Raw genomic sequence first — 19861 nt, forward strand, 5'->3', positions numbered from 1 at the left:
GAACGAAGGATAAGAACATGGCAAAAGGCCAATCGTTACAAGACCCATTTTTGAATGTCTTACGTCGTGAGCGCATTCCCGTTTCCATCTTTTTAGTTAACGGTATCAAATTACAAGGCAAGATCCAGTCCTTTGATCAGTTTGTCATCTTGCTTGAAAACACTGTAAATCAAATGGTTTACAAACATGCCATTTCCACTGTGGTGCCTGCTCGTGCTGTAAATTTCCAGAACACTCAGGGTAGTGACAGTGCTGAACATGGCGAAGATGGCAACTTTTAATCGTTTTTAGTCGATAGTAGGAGCGTAATGCTTGTTTGACCGTTATGAAGCCGGCGAACAGGCAGTCTTAGTACATATAGAGTTTCCAAATGAAGGAGATCGAGAAGATCTTCGCGAGCTGGAAATGCTAGTGTCTTCTGCTGGTGTTAGTTGTTTGACGGTTGTGCAAGGCAGCCGTCAGGCGCCTCACCCGAAGTTATTTGTCGGGACGGGGAAAGCAGAAGAAATCGCTGAGATTGTCAGAACTCACAATGCAGATGTCATCATCTTTAATCATCAACTCAGTCCCTCTCAAGAGCGCAACTTAGAGCGTGTCTGCCGTTGCCGGGTATTAGATAGAACGACTTTAATTTTAGATATTTTTGCTCAACGTGCACGGACCCACGAAGGTAAATTGCAGGTTGAGCTGGCGCAGTTACGACATATTTCAACTCGCCTGATCCGCGGCTGGACTCACCTTGAAAGGCAAAAGGGCGGGATTGGCTTGCGAGGGCCGGGTGAAACGCAGCTGGAAACCGACCGGCGGTTACTCCGGGAGCGGATTAAAAGCATCCGTAAGCGACTCGAAAAAGTGGCAACAGTGCGAGAGCAAGGGCGTCGTGCCCGTAGCCGTAATGAAATTCCGACAGTGTCTTTGGTTGGTTATACCAATGCGGGCAAATCAACCTTGTTTAACCACGTCACCAATGCTGATGTGTATGCGGCGGATCAACTTTTTGCGACTTTGGATCCAACGTTGCGTAAGCTGGAAATTACAGATGTCGGTCCAGTCATCTTTGCCGATACGGTTGGCTTTATCCGCCATTTACCCCATGATTTGGTTGCCGCTTTTAAAGCGACTTTGACCGAAACCCGGGAAGCAGACTTACAGCTGCATGTTGTCGATGTGGCAGATCAGAGAAGAAAAGAGAACATAGAAGAGGTACAATCGGTCCTCAAAGAAATTGAGGCGGATGAGATCCCTCAGCTGTTGGTTTACAACAAAATTGATCTGGTTGACGAGATCAACCCTAAAATAGACAGAGACGATCAGGGCGTGCCAGTGCGTGTCTGGTTATCGGCACATACGGGTGAAGGCAGTGAGTTGCTTGAACAGGCAATTTCAGAGCTGCTGGCGAAGAAAATTTTTGCCAGTAAGCTGTTGGTACCGCCTGCATTTGGTAAGCTGCGCGGCGCGCTGTTTAATCTTAATGCGGTAAATGGCGAGTCCTATGACGAGGCTGGAAACTGGCTGTTGGACGTCAGATTACCGCAGGCAGATTGGGAAAGATTAAAGAAAGAGCAGGGGCTGGAAATAGAGCAATTTGTGGTGGAAGATTGAAAAAGCCGCTTATTGCACGCATTTCTCTATTAGATCTCTGTGTTTTTTGTTAGATTTAAATTAATTCATTTTATAACAATGGAGTATAGCTATGGCCTGGAACGAACCGGGTAATAATGGCAATGATAACGACCCGTGGAAGAACCGTGGTGGTCGTGATCAGGGGCCACCTGACTTAGACGAAGTATTCCGCAAATTCAACAACAAGTTTGGCGGCATGTTTGGCGGTAAGCCAGGCAAAGGCGGCGGTATTGGCGGTGCCGGTATGGTGTTTGTGCTGTTAATTGCTTTTGTTGTTTGGGCGTTAAGCGGTATTTACACAGTGAAAGAAGCCGAGCGTGGCATAGTGCTTCAATTCGGTGAATTTAACCGTATCGCCGAGCCGGGTCTGCGCTGGAAAATGACCTTTATTGAACGTGTTATCCCCATTGATATTGAAGCGGTTCGTTCTTTGTCTGCATCGGGTTTTATGCTGACTGAAGACGAGAATGTCGTGAGTGTTGAGTTCGAGGTTCAGTACCGGGTCGTTGATCCTACCTTGTATCGCTTCAGCGTAACCGATGCCGATCACAGCTTACAGCAGGCACTGGATAGTGCGTTGCGCTATGTTGTGGGTCACTCTCGCATGGACCAGGTATTAACCACGGGCCGTGAATTGGTACGTCAGCGTACCTGGGATGAACTGACCAAGATCATCGAGCCATACAACCTGGGTATCATCGTCACCGATGTGAACTTTAAAGACTCACGTCCGCCTGCGGAAGTAAAAGATGCATTTGATGACGCCATTGCAGCACAAGAGGATGAAGAGCGCTTCATTCGTGAAGCAGAAGCGTATGCGAGAGAAATCGAGCCGCGTGCCCGTGGTCAGGTGACGCGTATGACGCAAGAAGCAGAAGCGTACCGAGAACGCATCACACTGGAAGCACAGGGTGAGGTTGAGCGTTTTGAAAAGCTGCTGCCAGAGTATCAGGCTGCCAAGCAGGTTACCCGTGAACGTTTGTACATCGAAACCATGGAACAAGTGCTGGGTAACAGCTCTAAAGTGCTGGTTGATGTTAAAGGTGGCAACAACATGATGTACCTGCCACTGGATAAGATTATGCAGCAGACTAAGTCGGGCACGCAGGTTACCCTGCCAAGCCAGAGCGACATCAATCAGCTGCGTCAGTCACTGGGCCAGTCACGAAACAGCACAGTGAATAGCAGTGATGATCGTTTTTCACGTGACCGTTTTAACAATGGTGGGAGGTAGCTGACATGAAAAACATGACTATCGTAGGATTGATCATTGCCGCATTTATGACGTTTTCATCGGTGTTTGTTGTTACAGAAGGGCAACGGGCGATTGTTTTACTGTTCAGTAAAGTACAAAAAGACAGCCAGGATAATGCTGTGGTATACGAGCCGGGTCTACATCTGAAAGTGCCATTTTTCAGTCAGGTACGTCGCATTGATGCGCGTATTCAGACGCTGGATGGCGCACCAGACCGTTTCGTTACCAGTGAGAAAAAAGACTTAATCGTTGATTCATTCGTGAAGTGGCGTGTCAATGATTTCTCCGCTTACTATCTGCGTGCCAGAGGTGATAAGCAATACGCAGAGACCCTGCTGAAACAAAAAGTGAATAACGGCCTGAGAACGAACTTTGGTTCGCGTACCATTAAAGAGATTGTCTCGGGTGAACGTAGTGAACTGATGGAAGAAGCGCTGGTACAGGCCTCTGAGAGTGCTCAGGAGCTGGGTATCGAGGTGCTGGATGTGCGGGTTAAGCAAATCAACCTGCCAAACGAAGTCAGTAACTCAATCTTCCAGCGGATGCGTGCAGAGCGTACCGCAGTGGCTAAAGAGCACCGCTCAGAAGGTCAGGAAAAGGCGGAGATCATTCGCGCTGAAGTTGACCGTCGGGTAACCGTTATGCTTGCAGATGCGGAGCGTAATGCCCGTGCTGTGCGCGGTCAGGGTGATGCACTGGCGGCAAAGATTTATGCTGATGCCTACAACAAGGATCCGGAGTTTTTCGGTTTTGTTCGCTCGCTCGAAGCATATAGAAACACCTTCACCAGCAAAGGCGATGTGATGGTATTGTCACCGGATAGCGAGTTCTTCGATTATATGAAGGCTAAAAGAGTGGATAACACGCGTTAGGTATTTTAGAAGCCTGATAATCAATAAAAAGCCAATCCTGTTACATGGGTTGGCTTTTTTTATGCGTTGAGTCAGCGTAACTTTGGCTACCCAGCAATCAGTAAGTCAGCTTGTTGTCTGGCCGATTGCAGAATTTCCTGTTGCAGACGCTGTGAATCTACGCTGCGAGCAATCATAATGCTGCCTGCCAGCAAAGAGATCAACGCCAGCGCACCTGCTTTGCCTTGCTCTGGTGTCGATTGACTGATTTGTGTCGCTACTTGCTCGAGCAGGGCTGAATAGATCGCTTTAGTTTGGTCATCAGCTCGCATCACGTCACATGACAGAGCGGGTACCACACAACTGTTGGCAATATCACTTAAATGTTCCTGACTAAGATAGAAATCCAGGAAGTGCTTTGGCCAGTCTTCCTGGTAGAGTTTTTTAAACTGTGCAACTGAGTCCCTGTAGTCACACATGCCTTTTTCGACGACCTCATGAAACGCCTGGCTTTTAGAGGGGAAGTGGCCATAGAAGGCGCCAGATGTCATGCCCGCACGTTTGGCCAGCGCATTGATCCCTAAACCCTGATATCCCTCTTCACGAAACCCTTGTCCGGATGAGTCAAGAATATGCGCACGTATTTTATCCATATGCTCTTTTGAGGCTCTCATATTTTGTCCAGTCATAGAAATAAATAATGATCATTATATTTAACTTGAATTAAATAGCGATCGCTATTTATAATCTAATGGATAGTGATCGCTATCTAAAATTTTTCAATCAGATTAAAAGGAAAAGATCATGCCGATTCAAATTATTATGTCTGAAGGCCTCGTGTCTAAGCGTTCCGCACAGGTGCTGCATCAACAGTTAGGTCAGGCGTTTTTAGACAACCATGAAATCAGTGACAACCGGTTTATGCTGCCTAATATTGTGGGGGAAGTCGTGTTTATCGACAGTGAGCTGACGTTTTCAGGCTTAGCAGTTTCTCCACTGGCCATCGTAGAGCTCAGAGTGCCCGCTTTTACCTTTGCCACAGAGGTTCAGAAAGAGCGTTTTGTAAGCGAAGCGACAGAACTGGTTTTAAGCCATACACAGGGTAAGCTAAGCAAGGAGTCAATCTGGGTGAATGCGGTATACACGGTAGATGGCATGTGGGGAATAGCAGGTCAGGCATATACCAATGCTCAGCTTGAACAGGCCATTGTGAATGCTAAGTAGAAGCTGACACAATCGTGTTTCGCTTTATCAGGAAGGCCGCTGACACGGCCTTTTATTATTGCTAAAATCGGGTTGCCCTTATGCTCTCAGAACGCGTTCAGTGGGCCCCGTGTAATCGCTGTGTAATCACAAATTGCATTAATATAATCCCCTTAAATTCATCAGGATCCCTGTAAGTGCGGAAAAAATAGCCGTAATGGGGTGTTTTGAACGTGCTTTTCTGATAAAATCTGCGCCTAATTTTTTCTAAGTGATTTTGCAATGGGTAAAAACGTCGTTGTATTGGGCACCCAGTGGGGTGACGAAGGTAAAGGCAAGGTTGTAGACCTGCTGACAGATAAAGCTTCTTTGGTTGTTCGCTATCAGGGCGGGCATAACGCGGGCCACACACTGGTGATCAACGGTGAAAAAACCGTTCTGCACCTGATCCCGTCAGGCATTCTGCGTGACAACGTAAAATGTATTATCGGTAACGGTGTGGTATTAGCGCCAGACGCACTAATGAAAGAAGTGCGTATGCTGGAAGAGCGTGGCGTACCAGTTCGTGAGCGCTTGCTTATCAGTGAAGCATGTCCGTTGATCCTGCCTTACCATGTTGCTTTGGATCAGGCACGTGAACTGGCTCGTGGTAACAAAGCAATCGGTACAACCGGTCGCGGTATCGGCCCAGCTTACGAAGATAAAGTAGCGCGTCGTGGTCTGCGAGTTGGCGACCTGTTCAACCCAGAGCAGTTTGCAGCCAAGCTGAAAGAGGTGCTTGAGTACCACAACTTCACCCTGGTTAACTACTACAAAGTCGACCCGGTCGATTTCCAGAAGACCTATGATGATGCGATGGAAATTGCGCAGATCCTGAAGTCTATGGTCGTTGACGTGACTGAGTTGCTGGATCAAACGCGTCTAAAAGGCGACAACATTCTGTTTGAAGGTGCTCAGGGTACCCTGCTTGATATTGACCATGGTACCTACCCTTATGTTACTTCGTCTAACACCACAGCCGGTGGTGTTGCGACGGGCGCTGGCTTTGGTCCTCTGCATCTGGATTATGTACTGGGTATTGTTAAGGCTTACACCACGCGTGTAGGTTCAGGTCCGTTCCCGACAGAACTTTACGACGGCCTGGACAAGCAAGACCCGGTTGGTAAGCACTTAGGTGAGAAAGGTCACGAGTTCGGTGCAACCACGGGACGTCTGCGTCGTACCGGATGGTTTGATGCCGTTGCAATGCGTCGTGCAATCCAGATCAACAGCATTTCAGGTTTCTGCCTGACTAAGCTGGACGTACTGGATGGTCTTGAAACCATCAAGATCTGTACTGGTTACCAGCTGGAAGATGGCACAGTGACTAACGTGACGCCACTGGCAGCGGAAGGCTACGAGAAAGTGACGCCTGTTTACGAAGAAATGCCAGGCTGGTCTGAGAACACCTTTGGTGCAACAACCGTTGAAGCGCTGCCTGAAGCGGCCGTCAACTACATCAAGCGTCTTGAAGAGTTGACCGGTGTGCCAATCGACATCATTTCAACCGGCCCGGACCGCGTTGAAACTATGATTGTTCGCAACCCATTCGGCGAATAAGCATTGAAAATAAAAAAAGCTGCTTCGGCAGCTTTTTTTATGTCTGCTAAGACATACAGCATGTCTGAAACACGGTCCGCGTAGTGGCACATTTATTGTATACTTAAAGTCAGTGTGTCATTGATACGTATTGAATATGAACAAGCATCCTAGTATTTTATCGGCGCTTATTGTAAGCGCTTGCTTATTGATGAGCTTTGATTCTAAAAGCGATGAGGCGATTGAGGCTGTCCCCCTGTACAGCCAGGCAGAGTTGCTGGAACTGATCAGTCGCAACGCACACCTGAAGCGAGTGAAAGACGATGATTGTCAGTTGGTTCAGGATATTGAAGCCCGTGCCGAAATAATGGCGCTGCCGTCGTATCAGTTCCTTTATGGCGATATGCTGGCCTACGCGGTCTGTGTTGATCGTAATGTTGAGCTTGGTCTGTATTATATGCGCAAGGCGGCTGAGCAGGGTTTGGCAGCAGCGCTGGAGCAGCTTGGCCGCTATTATGACCTTGGCAAGCTGGTGCAGATGGATAAGCGCATGGCCATCACCTACTTGCGAGAGGCCTCGGTGCTGGGGAATTTAAAAGCTCAGTTACGTCTGGTCGATTTGTTCAATAAGGGTTATGGCAGCCCAAGAGATTACGAAGATGCTTATCGCTGGCTGTTTCACGCTGCTGTCGCAGACAAAAAACTGCATAAGCGCATTGAAACGGCGCTGGCGTTACTGGCGCAGAAAATGCCGGACAGCGTGGTGAAACGTGCCCGGTTACCGATATAATACTAATCTCCCAGCTTTTCTCCGATGGGCGCTTCTTTTTGCGCGGGATCTTTGAGCACCGACAGTTTAGGCGGTTGTAATGCCAATACCCGCTCTCCGCTGCCAGGGGCATTTTTCATCTGCGGGGTAAAGGGGCGCACTGGCAGGCCATCATCATTTTTGCCTGCTTCTCCTATGATGAACAAGGGAATGGCTTCTTTATTTACTTCCTGATACTGCGTCCAGGTAAACTCTTCCGATAGCCGGGTCGCGCTGACCTTGCCGCCTTTGGCCATCATGCTACTCAGCTTGGCATAATTGCCTTCATCCCCAAACAACAGCTGGCGTGACAGGAATGTGGCGCTGTCTTTGTTGGCTTTGGCATGGTTTGTCGAGGATTTCAGTGAGTAGACGTTCTGATCGCCCAGCAGGTGAGAGAAGTATTGTACGCCCAGTGCATTATGGTGACGGTTAGGCGACAGTGCCATCACCGATTTAAGGCTGGTCAGTGGCAGGTAGCGTTCGGCATGCTCAGATTGCGGGTTACCATAGTAACAGGGCAGGCCATCCATACGAGCCATTTTGCAGTTTTCCCATGCCGGATCCGACAGATAGACATCCACATTTTGTTCTTTTAAGCCCCGGGCTATCGCGCGCGATACATGGTTGGCACCAATCAGCAATAAAGTATTAGGCGCAGGCTGACGCACTTTAAGTAAGCGAGCCAGTGGAGTCGCAGTAAGGCTTTGTAAGATCACGGTAATGATGATCACGGTAAAGATCAGCGGGACCATCTTATTGGCATCGGGGTAGCCCGATTGCATCATACTCAGTGCGAATACAGAGCCTACGGCCGCCGCAACGATGCCTCGTGGCGCAATCCAGGCAAGCAGCAGCCGCGAGCGTAGCGGTAAATCGCTGCCAAAGGTAGAGACCGCGATACTCAGGGGGCGGGCGACAAACAGCACAATGGCCAGAAAGATGAACACATCACCGTCTAGCAGCATCAGATCTTCCAGTTGCAGGCGAGCAGCGAGCAGTATAAATAAACTGGAGATCAGGATCATCGACAAGTCTTCTTTGAACTCCAGGACCGAGTCAATTTCTAAATCGTCCTGATTGGCCAACCAGATCCCAAAAATGGTGACGGCCAGAAGTCCTGACTCATGACTCAGGTGGTTCGCCAGGGTAAAACTGAACAATACCAGCGCAAGAATGCCAAACTTGTGGAGCTCGTACGGTAGCCACTCCCGGCGGATGATGGTGGTGGTCAGCCAGCCTGCCACAATCCCCACAGAGGTCCCCACCCCCAGCGTTGAAAACAGCGCCAGCATCGTATGGCTGAATACGGCGGCTTCCCCGACCTGGTTGACCGCCTCGAACACCAAAACCGCGAATAACGCGCCTATGGGATCAATAACGATGCCTTCCCAGCGCAGGATCCGATCAATGTCTTTTTCCGGTCGCATGGCGTTAAGCATCGGGGCTATCACGGTTGGTCCAGTGACCACCAGTACCGCCCCCAGTACCGCTGCCACCCGCCAGTCCAGCTCCAGCAGCCAGATAGCGCTGGCGGTGAGGATTGCAAAGGTGGTTAGCATGCCGATTGAGCACAGATTGCGTACGACTTTTCCTATGCCTTTCAGTTCATGAAAGTGTAGTGTTAATGCCCCCTCGAACAAGATAATGGCAACGGATAGTGAGACAACGGGAAAGAGTAAATCGCCGAGCAACAGATCTGGCTGTAACTGACCAGAAACGGGGCCCAGCAACAAGCCAGTAAGAAGTAAAAATAAAATAGCCGGAACCCGGCAAACCCAGGCAAGCCATTGGGCTAAAACAGAAAATAACGCAATCCCGGCAATATAAATAGCTGACATAGCTGCTCCCGCAGGTTGGGGTAAATTTAATTATAGTGTTTGCTTGGTTATAGCACAGTCAAACCACAAATAAAGTGTTAGTGCAGTTTACAATGCCAATCAATGTCACTTTTTCACAGTCAATTTGTGCAGTAAAAAATCTGAAGTGAGTGTGGTAGCGATCTGATAAATAAGCACTATCAGTTAGGTTTATGGCGACTATAAATCATTTACATCCGAACGGGTTGCAATTTGAACCGGATCCGCGCTAAGGTATATAGCGTTTATTCGAGCGGGCTTTGCGCCCATCATCAATCTACTCATGTGCGCAATTATTCATTGCGATCAGGCCTTTTTTGCCGCACCAAACCATGGTGAGCCTGCAAAAAACGGCCCGACCCAAAGAGCTGGTCTCTTAGGTCACAATCAATCTTTCTTAGTTTTCGCAGCCACAGTTGCTTGTTAGTACTGAATAATTCAGTGCGTGCATGTCAGGGGTCTGTCTGTTTGCCGTTTCGAAATGTATGCTGTATTCGTATGAGTGGGTATTTCGAAGCCGTTGTTATCTTATCTTTTGTGGTCGCGTATGCTGACAAAGAAGCGTTGTAGTATCAACCTGGATACTGCGCGCATGAGGGTATAAGGTAAAACGGAAAAAACATGTCAATTGAAACATCTCAACGCATCGTAATAAAAATCGGCAGTGCGTTAATCGCACCAGAGCAGGACGGTTGCCGCTCACGTTACCTGCTTAACATTGCACAGTTTATTGTGCAGTGTCGCGCCAAAGGCAAAGAGGTGCTGCTGGTGTCATCCGGCGCTGTGGCGGCCGGGTCGCACCTGTTCAAAAATAAAGACAAAAGCTCTGTGGCGGTGAAAAAGGCCATGGCGGCGGCAGGGCAGACAGAAATGATCTCGACCTGGGAACGTTTTTTTGACTTTCCGTCGGCCCAGCTATTACTGACCCACGGCGATTTGCGTGACCGCGATCGTTACAACAGTATTCGTGAAACATTGTTCACTTTACTGGAGCAAGGGATCCTGCCTATTATCAACGAAAATGATGCGGTGACGACGGACAATTTGAAGGTCGGTGATAACGACAATTTATCTGCCATGGTGGCGGCGGCAGCCGATGCGGATTGTTTGATCATCTGCTCTGACGTCAACGGATTGTACGATAAAGATCCCAATAAAAATCAGGATGCCAGATTGCTGGATACCGTGGGCGAGTTGACTCCGGAAATTTATGCCATGACTGGCGGGCCAACCAGCAGTGTTGGCACAGGGGGAATGAGAACTAAACTACAGGCGGCAGAAAAGGCCACATCCCATGGTATTGTGACTTATATCGTGAACGGCTTTAATGAAGACACTTTCTCTGAGCTGCTCAATGGAGCGAATCCGGGGACGCGTTTTCTGCCCTATGACACGCCGATGCAGGAGGCTGTGCACTGGATGACACACACGGCATCGGAGCAGGGCGAGTTGATCGTCGAGGCAAATGAATTTGATGAACTGAGCTGTGACGATATCGTGGCGGTTAATGGTGATTTCTCGGCGGGCGAAACCGTACTGGTGAGAAACGAAGACGGTCAGAAACTGGCCAAGGCAAACAGTAATTACAGCAGCTGTTTGCTTAACTTTATTGCCCAGCAGGATAAAGATATCGTGACTGAGAAAGTTCAGGACAGCATAGGCCCGGTTATCTCACAAAATGATATTGCAGTATTTGAGGAAAGAAAATCATGAGCTTAATTACAGACATTGCACACAATGCAGCGCAGGCGGCAAAAACCCTGGCGCTGTTATCCACAACACAAAAAGACGCAGTTTTGCGTGGTATGGCAGGCGCGCTCAGAGTCAGTATGGATGACATCATTCATGCCAATCAACAGGATCTGGAGGCTGCACGTGACAATCAGTTGCCAGCAGCCATGATAGACCGTCTGACACTGACGCCTGAGCGTATCGAAGACATGGCACAGGGGATTGAAACCATCATCGAACTACCCGATCCGGTTGGCACAGTAAGAGACTTGGGCACACGACCCAACGGCATAGAGATCAGAAAAATGCGCGTGCCATTGGGCGTGGTGTGTATGATTTACGAAGCCCGTCCGAACGTCACGGCCGATGCCGGTGCTTTGTGTTTTAAATCGGGCAATGGCGTGATCCTGCGTGGCGGTAAAGAAGCGCTGCAAAGTTCACTGGCTATCGCCAAAGTACTGCACGGCGTGCTGGAAACCCACAGCCTGCCGACGGCACTGATCAGTGTGATCCCGGACCCGGATCGCAGTCTGATGATGGAGTTGATGCAGCAAAAAGACTATATCGACCTGATCATCCCACGTGGCGGTGAGGGCCTGATCCAGTTTGTAACGCAAAACAGTACGGTCCCAGTGATCCAGCACTTTAAAGGGGTGTGCCACTTGTATGTAGATAAAGCCGCCGATCTCGACAAGGCACTGCAACTGCTGCTTAATGGTAAAACCCAGCGTACCGGCGTGTGTAATGCACTCGAAGGTTTGATTGTTCATCAGGACATTGCCGGGCAGTTTTTAGCGCAAGCCGCAGAAGCCTTGCAGCAGTGCGGCGTCAAGATCAATGCTGATCAGGCGAGTGCCGGCTATTTCGAGAATGCCACTGTGCTGGCTGACGATGAGTTTGGCGAGGAGTATCTGAGCCTGGAGATAGCAGTGAAACAGGTCGCGGATTTCAGTGCGGCAGTCGCACATATTGACCGCTTTGGTAGTCATCACACCGAAGTGATCTGTACTCAGGATGCACAGACCGCAGAACTGTTCCAGCGCAGTGTTGATGCCTCTGTTGTGATGGTAAATGCCTCTTCACGTTTCAGTGATGGCGGTCAGCTTGGACTGGGCGCAGAAATTGGTATTGCAACGACCAAGCTTCATGCTTATGGTCCGATGGGGCTCGAATCGCTGACAACAGAGAAATACCTGGTCAATGGTGAAGGTCAGATCAGAAATTAAAGTGTATGGGTACAAGGATGTACTCTAAATTGAATACAGATGAATGGGTTACATATCACCGTGTGGTTTTCGAGTTTGGGATTGATTTATCAGGAAAGGCGGAAAGTGGTGGAGCTAAGCAGGATCGAACTGCTGACCTCCTGCGTGCAAGGCAGGCGCTCTCCCAGCTGAGCTATAGCCCCACTTCCGGTGTCGATTTGACGCTGAGAATTTAAAACATTTTTCTACTGAGCGTCAAGTCCTGGTTATAAAAAACTTGCCAAACAGCCGCTTTGCTTTGTTACACTGGGCGAAAAACACAGAGAAATTTATGATACGTGCAAGTCTACTGATGAGTGCTACACTGCTGCTTGGGGCTTGTAGCAGCAAGCCCGATGTGCCAGAGCTGGAAGTCGAAAGCCAACAATTACACCAGCGTGTGAACACCAAAGGGCAGGATGAATTTGCGTTTGTTGTTACGGTTAAAGCCACCCCGCAAATGAATTTGGATACCAGTAAACCGGTATCGCGACGCGCGCTGAAGCGCTTTGCGGATCAGCAAAGGGTGGAAGATTCGCCTGAGCTGAAACTCAGGCTGGAAGATGAAGCCGTTGTCAGGCTCAAAAAGGCACTCAAAGAGGCGCGTTATTGTGAGTCTGGCTACAAGATAGAGCGGGTATTTTGGCGCGACCGCAGTGTGCAGTTGCGGGGGATCTGCCAATGAATACAGTCTCTGTAGCACAACTGGCAGAGCTGCTCAGCTCACTCGGGATCGCCTACCTGAGTTATCAGCATCCGCCGCTGGCAACCTGCCAGGATGCCGACAGGCTGGCGCTGGAGCGTGAGGGCACGCGCCTGAAAAACCTGTTTTTGCGAGATAATTACGGCCGGCAGCATTTTTTATTGATCACAACCGCAGATAAACAGCTGGACCTCAAGGCACTGTCAAAGCAGCAAGGCCTGTCTCGGTTGGGATTTGCCTCAGATAACCGCTTGCAACAGTATCTGGGGGTAAAACCCGGATGTGTGTCGGCACTGGCAACGGTCAACGACTTAGGACTGAATGTTCAGCTTTGGCTAGATGAGACGCTGCGCGATGCCACTTTGTGGCAATGTCACCCCTTTGATAATGATAAAACCTGGGTGCTGTCTTTACCTGATCTGCAACGTTTCTGGCAGCACACCGGCCATCAGCCGCTGTGGCTGACACTGCCAGAGCGTGCACAAGTACCTGAAACAGGTCAATGAGACTCCCGCGGTCGCGCTGTTTTGCCGGACAGTCCCCGGCGATGATTGCGCCACACCAGCAGCAAACCACCGCTGCAGACTAACAATATCGAGAGTAAAAAATAGACCAGCCCCCAGCGCTGATAGATGAGGCCGGGCAGATAAGAGCCCAGCGCACCGCCACAATAGTAAAACGACACATAGGCGCCATTGGTTACCGTGGCTTCGGCTTTGCTCAGCTGGTTGGCCAGTGGTGCGGCGCTGGCATGGATCATAAACATACAGGCACAGAACAGGGTGAACAGTGCCAGAAACAGCCAGAAGTGATGCCACAGCATGCCCACAATGGTCAGGCAATACACTGCAAATAGGCCACTGAGGATCTGCCACATACTGTTTGAGAGCTTGCTCAGGAGTGGGGTAAACAAAGACAGACAAGCGCCGATCAGATACCCCGTATAGACCCAGCCAATCAGGCGCGGATCGCTTATCTGGTAGTCGTTACTGAGAATAAATGGCAGGAAGTTGAGCAGTGCTGCAAAGCAAAAAAACATACAAAACACAGCGCCGTAGAGGCTCAGTAAGTTTGCCTGTTTCAGTGGTTTAAGATAAGCCAGTGGCCGTCTCGCTGTACTATGTACGAGCTGAGCATGTTTGGGTTTGATCCACCATGCCAGCAAGGCAAGTGTCACCGCGTTGAGCAGGTAAAAGCTTTGCCAGTTAAACCAGACCGAAAAGTTGGCAGCCAGTGTGCGGCCCAGGTAGCCACCTGCTATGGTGCTGCCAATATACCAACTCATGGTACGTTTTAGCTGGTTATGCTGATAGGTACGTCCAAGATAACCTGTCATCGCAGTCAGGGCTGCCGGGAGCAATAATCCTTCGGCAAAACGTATTGCCAGCATCCATTCAAACTGGCCATTGTAAGCGAACCCGATACAGCACAGCGCCAGCAGCAGCATGACCGTTTTGATGATCTTCAGCGGATTACGGTTCGTAAATATTAACCCATAGCAAATCGGGGCGACGGCCAACGGCAACATGGTAACCGACATTAGCATACCCGCTTTTGCAGGGGTGATCTGGTAGTGCTGTGCAAACAGCGACAATAATGGCTGGGGAGCATACAAAACACAAAAGATAGCGACGGAGCACAATAGCAAGTGCGGCAGAGACATAATGCATTCACAATGACCAAATAACGGCCAAATTATGCCTGTTGACCAGATGAATTGCGACGCCAATTAGAGATAACTTGCGGTAAATCATATTTTTTAGTGCAGACTCTGCTAGATTTTCGGCTAACAAAATTTTTCTTGTGTTACGGCCTGCAGCAGTGGTCAAATTCGTCCACTGCGTTAAAATAGCGTCAGTCTAGTTTTATGGAGTGGCATTATGGGATCTCTACAAGATCAACTTTTGAAAGCGGGCCTGACCACCGAGCACAAAGCCAAAGTTGCGAAGAGCGAGAAACGCAAAGCGCAAAAGAAAAAGAAGAAAAAAGGCGCAACCAGCGACGTCAGCGATCTGCAAAAGCACATTGAACAAACCAAGCAAGCGCAGCAGCAAAAAGCGGAAGAGCTGAACAAAGCCAAACAGGCTGAACTGAAAGAGCGCGAGCAGGTAGCAAGAGTGAAGCAAATTCTGGAGCATCACAACCAGGAAGAGATCCGCGGCAATGTGACCTTTAACTTTACCTTTGAAGGTAAAATCAAAGAGCTGGATGTCAATGCACAGACTCAACAGGCACTAGCGAAAGGCCGGCTGGCCATATGTGTACTGGAAGGCCAGTTCTACGTGTTACAAGATGAGCCAGCACGCAAAATTGCAGAAGTAGACGAAAAGTACATTGTCTTTCATGTGGAAGATGGTCAGGGTAATAAGGACGAGGACGATCCTTATGCAGACTTCGAAGTGCCGGATGATCTGATCTGGTAGGCATGACGGCCGTACCTGTATGCTCACAGTCAATGGCATATGGATAACAGCAAGGCATAGACTACACTTGAATTGATCCGTTATATAAAAAGAGAAAAGATATGAGCAAGATGAAACAACTAATGTTAGCCAGCGGCCTGGCCGTTGCAGCCCTTTCTGCCGGTACTGTAAACGCTGCAGATGGTAAGGCTTTGTACACGGCGAAAATGTGCCAGACGTGTCATGGCGCAGAAGGTAAAGCACCTATCATGCCTGTGTATCCAAAACTGGCTGGCCAGAACAAAGAATATTTGCTGGCTCAGATGAAAGACATTAAATCGGGTGCACGCAGCAATGGCATGTCGGCAGCGATGAAGGCCATGACAGCAAACGTCTCAGACGCAGAGCTTGAAGCGATTGCCGATTACCTGTCAAAAGTTCAGTAAGACTGGCGACCTGAAAAAACCACCGCTTGTCGGTGGTTTTTTGATCCACATCGATAATTGTGCTTTCTTCCGGATAGAACCATTGCATCCCGGAGGGGAGTGTTTTAGACTTCTATACATCCAAATTTAATTGGGCTTTATAACAAAAGGAAGAGCCATGTTTGAATTGCCGAAACTCAATGTAAAAAACAAAGTCAGTGAGGAAGAATGGCGGTTACGAGTTGATTTGGCGGCGTGCTATCGTCTTGTTGAGCACTTTCGCTGGGGCGATCTGATCTATACTCATATGTCTGCGCGACTGCCCGGCACAGATCATTACCTGGTCAATGCGTTCGGTCTGAGCTTTGATGAAGTCACTGCGTCTAATCTGGTCAAGGTTGACCTGCAAGGCAATATTCTTGACGACACGCCTTTTGAAATAAACCCGGCCGGCTTTACCATTCATAGCGCGATCCACGAGGTACGCGAAGATGCACACTGTGTCATTCACTTGCATACCAAAGAAACCATTGCGGTTGCCAGTCTGGAAGGGGGCCTGTTACCGCTCAGCCAGCACAGCATGTTTTCGCTGCCTTCACTGTCTTATCATGAGTACGAAGGCCTGGCTGTGAATGAGGCAGAAAAAGCCCGCTTACAGAATGACCTTGGTACCACCAATCATATGTTACTGGTCAATCATGGCGGTTTAACCGTAGGGCCGACGGTAGGGGATGCGTTTATGCGCTTTTTCGATTTGCAACGTGCCTGCGAGATCCAGGTCGCGATTCAGGCAACCGGTCGCCCGGCCATCGAAGTACCACAGCCCATTCAGGACAATATTTATAATCAAGCAAAGGTAGTGCACAGTGGTAGCACCGGTGGCCAATTAGCCTGGCCCGCCATGTTAAGAAAGGCATACCGCCTGGATCCTGGCTTTGCCGAATAGGAGTCAAAATGAAAGTTAATCGCGTTGAAGTGTTTGATATTCACTGTCCGGACAGACCAGCCTGGACCCCGGTATTTGTTCGTGTTCACACCGATGAAGGTATTTCGGGTGTGGGTGAAGCGGGCCTGGCCTACGATTTGGGGCACAGCGCCGCTGCGGCGATGATTAAAGAGATGGCTGAAGCCTTTTTGATTGGCCACGACCCGTTCCAAACCGAAATGTTGTGGGCCCGCATGTTGCGTGAAAGTTTCTGGGGGCTTGGTGGCGGTCCGGTGGTGTATGCAGCCATGAGTGCCATTGATACGGCCCTGTGGGACATCAAAGGTAAAGCGCTGAACCTGCCTGTGTATCAGCTACTTGGTGGTAAGGTGAACGACGAGCTACGCACCTATGCATCACAACTTCAGTTTGACTGGGACAGTGAATTCAAAGCGCTGGTACAGCCACATGAATATGCTGAGGCAGCTCACAAAGCGCTGGCTGAAGGCTATGATGCCGTTAAAGTTGACCCTATCATGTACGACAAAGACGGCAATACTTATTACGACCGCACGAAACTGATTTCGCGCGGTGAAATGAAGTTATACCGGGCACGTATGCAGGCGATCCGCGAGGCGGTGGGCGATGAAGTCGATATCATTTTCGAATGCCACAGCCTGCCAGGTGCAACCTCTGCGATTCAAATTGCTGAAATTGCAGAAGAGTTTGACTGTATGTATTACGAAGAGCCGGTCAACTACCTCAATCACTCATTGCATGCCAAAGTGGCTAACAAAACGGCTGTGCCGATCGCCGGTGGTGAGCGTCTGTATCATCGCTGGGATGTCCGCCCTTACTTTGAAGATCAGAGTATTGACGTATTACAGCCGGATATAGGCTTGTGTGGTGGTTTTACCGAGACGAAAAAGGTCTGTGATTACGCCGATATTTTTGATATCCGCATTCAGGCGCATGTCTGTGGTGGCCCGGTTGCGACGGCAGCTTCTTTGCATCTTGAAACGGCCATTCCTAACTTCCTGATCCACGAGCATCACACTTATGCGATTAAAAAGTGGAACCGGGAATTGTGTCTTCAGGATCCACAGCCGGAAAAAGGCGTGTTTAAGGTGTCTGAAGCGCCGGGGATTGGCATTGAGTTGAATGATGAAGTAGTGATGCGCTCAGCCCGCGTTGAAATCAAGTAACTTAGGTTTAGCGTCAGACATAAAAAAACCCAAACACGTGTTTGGGTTTTTTTAATTCTGCATCCAGCTTACTTAAGCAATGACTCAGTCAGCACAGGACGAATTTCTTTTACAATCGCCTGACACAGCTTAGGTGCGCCACATACGATGTTACCGCTGTTGTTGTAGTTGGCACCGCCAGCGAAGTCCATCAACATACCGCCCGCTTCTTTGATCAGCAATTCGCCTGCCGCTGTGTCCCACGGCTTAAGACCAATTTCATAGAAACCATCGATGCGACCCGCTGCCACATAGGCCATATCCAGTGCAGCAGAGCCGGCACGACGGATATCAGTCGTCTGGATAAACAGGGCTTTAAAAGCTTCTGTGTAGGCATCCAGGTGATGCTTTTGTTTGAACGGGAAGCCAGTGGCCAGTACAGAGCCTGCTAACTCATTGCTCTTAGTGACGCGAATACGCTTACTGTTTAACTGTGCACCCTGACCACGCGAGGCAGTAAATAGTTCATCGCGGATTGGATCGTATACAACGGCTTGCTCTACTCGGCCTTTTACTTTCAGCGCGATAGAAATAGCAAAATGAGGAATGCCCTTGATGAAGTTGGTGGTGCCATCAAGCGGGTCAATAACCCAAAGGAAATCGGCCTGCTTACCATCTGTATGGCCAAGCTCTTCACCGACAATTGCATGCTCCGGGTAGGCTTTTAAAATTGTGTCACGGATAACCAGTTCCGCTTCTTTATCTACGTTTGTTACGAAATCGTTTGAGCCTTTCTGTGAGGTCTCAACCTGAGACATATTTTCACACGCACGTAGGATCACCTTACCCGCGTTACGCGCAGCGCGTACCGCAATGTTTAACATTGGATGCATAGCATTACCTTTGAATTGTAAAAGAACTAAAATTTTTGAGCCGGCGTATTCTAGCGATTTTTCCTGCAAAGTAAATAACCCAGGGTCAAAAAGCGTGTGTTTTTTTTAATCAAAATAGGGAAGTGATTTAAATTCAGACAGTTCTATTGATACGCCATCATGATTGCTTTTCCCCTGTGCCATCCTTTTGATGATCGACCTGAGGTTGGCCCGGATTTTACTATCTGGCCAATTCACGTTTGTGCTAAACTCCGCCATTATTTTTTCCTGAGGCTTAAGACATGGCATTAGAAGACATTCGCATTGTATTGGTTAATACCTCTCATTCTGGCAATATCGGCTCAGTTGCGCGCGCAATGAAAACCATGGGGTTATCGAAACTCTATCTGGTAGACCCGGCATGTGTGGTGGACAGCCACGCCAGTGCGCTGGCAGCTGGCGCAACCGATGTGCTTGGTAATGCAGTGCAGGTGGATAAACTCGAGGACGCCATTGCAGACTGTGCCTTAACCATAGGCACCAGTGCCCGTTCACGCACTTTATCCTGGCCTATGGTTGGCCCGCGAGAGTGTGCCCAAAAGTTGGTTGATGGTGCTGAGCAGACCCCGGTTGCGCTCGTGTTTGGTCGTGAAAATAGTGGCCTTACCAACGAAGAACTACAGCTGTGTAATTACCACGTCTGCATTCCGGCAAATCCGGAATATAGCTCACTGAATCTGGCGATGGCGGTGCAAACGCTGGCCTATGAAACCCGCATGACTTACCTGGATCGACAAGAGCAACCCGTTGAGCAGGATGAGGTTCAATACCCGACATCTCAGCAAATGGCGCTGTTCTACGAGCATCTCGAGTCCACTCTGAATGATACCGGCTTTATTGTTAAGCAGCACCCAGGCATGGTGATGACCAAGCTTAAACGTCTGTTTAATCGCGCGCGCCCGGAAGATCAGGAGCTTAATATTTTACGTGGCATTTTAAGCTCGATAAATAAGTCAATAAAGTGAGTGGGTTAGCGCTTTGGTATGAGATATGCCAAAGTGCTGCAATAATCTCATACGTAAATACTTGACTAAAATACTCAGGTAATTACAATGTCCATAATACCTGAGGAAATTAGTCGGGTATTTTCATAAACGCAGATTGAACACGCTAGGTAAGTACCTACCTACGTGTAATC

At 49.1% G+C, this 19861-nt stretch carries 20 protein-coding genes and 1 tRNA gene; 16 read left to right on the plus strand and 5 right to left on the minus strand.

Features of this window, described 5'->3' with window-relative positions; all coding sequences use genetic code 11:
* The first annotated feature begins 17 nt into the window (after positions 1–17).
* From hfq to hflC, 4 genes are all read left to right on the plus strand, one after another.
* Entirely contained in the window at positions 18–281 is a 264-nt protein-coding gene (hfq, locus tag MHN33_RS05485) for an RNA chaperone Hfq (RefSeq protein WP_239396957.1), read from the plus strand.
* Between the two features lie 31 nt (positions 282–312).
* Positions 313–1602, plus strand: coding sequence for a ribosome rescue GTPase HflX (gene hflX / locus MHN33_RS05490; RefSeq protein WP_239396961.1), 1290 nt, complete (start codon positions 313–315; stop codon positions 1600–1602).
* Positions 1603–1693: 91 nt separating this feature from the next.
* Positions 1694–2857: an FtsH protease activity modulator HflK gene (hflK, locus tag MHN33_RS05495; protein ID WP_239396965.1), complete on the plus strand. Its 1164-nt coding sequence runs from the start codon at positions 1694–1696 to the stop codon at positions 2855–2857.
* Between the two features lie 5 nt (positions 2858–2862).
* Positions 2863–3750 carry a protease modulator HflC gene (gene hflC, locus MHN33_RS05500; RefSeq protein ID WP_239396969.1) on the plus strand — a complete coding sequence of 296 codons (888 nt, stop codon included), beginning with the start codon at positions 2863–2865 and terminating at the stop codon, positions 3748–3750.
* Between the two features lie 86 nt (positions 3751–3836).
* On the opposite strand, the gene MHN33_RS05505 is transcribed toward hflC, so the two are convergent.
* Positions 3837–4382, minus strand: a complete 546-nt coding sequence (locus MHN33_RS05505) for a TetR/AcrR family transcriptional regulator (RefSeq protein WP_239396970.1) — start codon at positions 4380–4382, stop codon at positions 3837–3839.
* A 151-nt stretch (positions 4383–4533) separates the two neighbouring features.
* On the opposite strand from MHN33_RS05505, the gene MHN33_RS05510 reads away from it, so the two are divergent.
* The 3 genes from MHN33_RS05510 (at position 4534) to MHN33_RS05520 (ending at position 7300) form a co-directional block, all read left to right on the plus strand.
* Positions 4534–4953 carry a hypothetical protein gene (locus MHN33_RS05510; RefSeq protein ID WP_239396971.1) on the plus strand — a complete coding sequence of 140 codons (420 nt, stop codon included), beginning with the start codon at positions 4534–4536 and terminating at the stop codon, positions 4951–4953.
* Positions 4954–5214: 261 nt separating this feature from the next.
* Complete coding sequence (locus tag MHN33_RS05515) at positions 5215–6531, plus strand: adenylosuccinate synthase (RefSeq protein WP_239396972.1); 1317 nt, start codon at positions 5215–5217, stop codon at positions 6529–6531.
* A 190-nt stretch (positions 6532–6721) separates the two neighbouring features.
* Positions 6722–7300 (plus strand): tetratricopeptide repeat protein, encoded by a 579-nt coding sequence (locus MHN33_RS05520; RefSeq protein ID WP_239397336.1) that lies wholly within the window; start codon positions 6722–6724, stop codon positions 7298–7300.
* 2 nt (positions 7301–7302) lie between these two features.
* On the opposite strand, the gene MHN33_RS05525 is transcribed toward MHN33_RS05520, so the two are convergent.
* Complete coding sequence (locus MHN33_RS05525) at positions 7303–9159, minus strand: sodium:proton antiporter (protein WP_239396979.1); 1857 nt, start codon at positions 9157–9159, stop codon at positions 7303–7305.
* Positions 9160–9798: 639 nt separating this feature from the next.
* On the opposite strand from MHN33_RS05525, the gene proB reads away from it, so the two are divergent.
* Both proB and MHN33_RS05535 read left to right on the plus strand, forming a co-directional pair.
* Positions 9799–10890, plus strand: coding sequence for a glutamate 5-kinase (proB, locus tag MHN33_RS05530; RefSeq protein ID WP_239396986.1), 1092 nt, complete (start codon positions 9799–9801; stop codon positions 10888–10890).
* Positions 10887–12134 carry a glutamate-5-semialdehyde dehydrogenase gene (locus tag MHN33_RS05535; RefSeq protein WP_239396987.1) on the plus strand — a complete coding sequence of 416 codons (1248 nt, stop codon included), beginning with the start codon at positions 10887–10889 and terminating at the stop codon, positions 12132–12134. The genes proB and MHN33_RS05535 overlap by 4 nt, the downstream gene beginning before the upstream one ends.
* A gap of 106 nt (positions 12135–12240) precedes the next feature.
* Here MHN33_RS05535 and MHN33_RS05540 read toward each other — a convergent pair.
* Positions 12241–12316, minus strand: a tRNA-Ala gene (locus MHN33_RS05540).
* Positions 12317–12444: 128 nt separating this feature from the next.
* On the opposite strand from MHN33_RS05540, the gene MHN33_RS05545 reads away from it, so the two are divergent.
* Positions 12445–12837 (plus strand): hypothetical protein, encoded by a 393-nt coding sequence (locus MHN33_RS05545; protein ID WP_239396988.1) that lies wholly within the window; start codon positions 12445–12447, stop codon positions 12835–12837.
* Positions 12834–13361 carry a prolyl-tRNA synthetase associated domain-containing protein gene (locus tag MHN33_RS05550; RefSeq protein WP_239396989.1) on the plus strand — a complete coding sequence of 176 codons (528 nt, stop codon included), beginning with the start codon at positions 12834–12836 and terminating at the stop codon, positions 13359–13361. The genes MHN33_RS05545 and MHN33_RS05550 overlap by 4 nt, the downstream gene beginning before the upstream one ends.
* On the opposite strand, the gene MHN33_RS05555 is transcribed toward MHN33_RS05550, so the two are convergent.
* Positions 13355–14518 (minus strand): MFS transporter, encoded by a 1164-nt coding sequence (locus MHN33_RS05555; RefSeq protein ID WP_239396990.1) that lies wholly within the window; start codon positions 14516–14518, stop codon positions 13355–13357. The two genes, MHN33_RS05550 and MHN33_RS05555, sit on opposite strands and share 7 nt — an antisense overlap.
* 217 nt (positions 14519–14735) lie before the next feature.
* Here MHN33_RS05555 and MHN33_RS05560 point away from each other — a divergent pair, with 217 nt between their 5' ends.
* From MHN33_RS05560 to MHN33_RS05575, 4 genes are all read left to right on the plus strand, one after another.
* Positions 14736–15278, plus strand: coding sequence for a DUF2058 domain-containing protein (locus tag MHN33_RS05560; protein ID WP_239396993.1), 543 nt, complete (start codon positions 14736–14738; stop codon positions 15276–15278).
* Between the two features lie 101 nt (positions 15279–15379).
* The gene (locus MHN33_RS05565; RefSeq protein WP_239396994.1) at positions 15380–15703 is read left to right on the plus strand and encodes a c-type cytochrome; all 324 of its coding nucleotides are present in this window, start codon (positions 15380–15382) and stop codon (positions 15701–15703) included.
* 157 nt (positions 15704–15860) lie between these two features.
* Positions 15861–16628 carry a class II aldolase/adducin family protein gene (locus MHN33_RS05570; RefSeq protein WP_239396995.1) on the plus strand — a complete coding sequence of 256 codons (768 nt, stop codon included), beginning with the start codon at positions 15861–15863 and terminating at the stop codon, positions 16626–16628.
* Positions 16629–16636: 8 nt separating this feature from the next.
* Positions 16637–17812 carry a mandelate racemase/muconate lactonizing enzyme family protein gene (locus tag MHN33_RS05575; RefSeq protein WP_239396996.1) on the plus strand — a complete coding sequence of 392 codons (1176 nt, stop codon included), beginning with the start codon at positions 16637–16639 and terminating at the stop codon, positions 17810–17812.
* A gap of 68 nt (positions 17813–17880) precedes the next feature.
* Here MHN33_RS05575 and suhB read toward each other — a convergent pair whose 3' ends face one another.
* Positions 17881–18684, minus strand: a complete 804-nt coding sequence (suhB, locus tag MHN33_RS05580; RefSeq protein ID WP_239396998.1) for an inositol-1-monophosphatase — start codon at positions 18682–18684, stop codon at positions 17881–17883.
* A 281-nt stretch (positions 18685–18965) separates the two neighbouring features.
* Here suhB and trmJ point away from each other — a divergent pair, with 281 nt between their 5' ends.
* Positions 18966–19688: a tRNA (cytosine(32)/uridine(32)-2'-O)-methyltransferase TrmJ gene (gene trmJ / locus MHN33_RS05585; protein ID WP_239396999.1), complete on the plus strand. Its 723-nt coding sequence runs from the start codon at positions 18966–18968 to the stop codon at positions 19686–19688.
* Positions 19689–19861: the final 173 nt, after the last annotated feature.

It is taken from the genome of Pseudoalteromonas sp. OOF1S-7, from assembly GCF_022347765.1.
Taxonomy (GTDB): Bacteria; Pseudomonadota; Gammaproteobacteria; order Enterobacterales; family Alteromonadaceae; genus Pseudoalteromonas.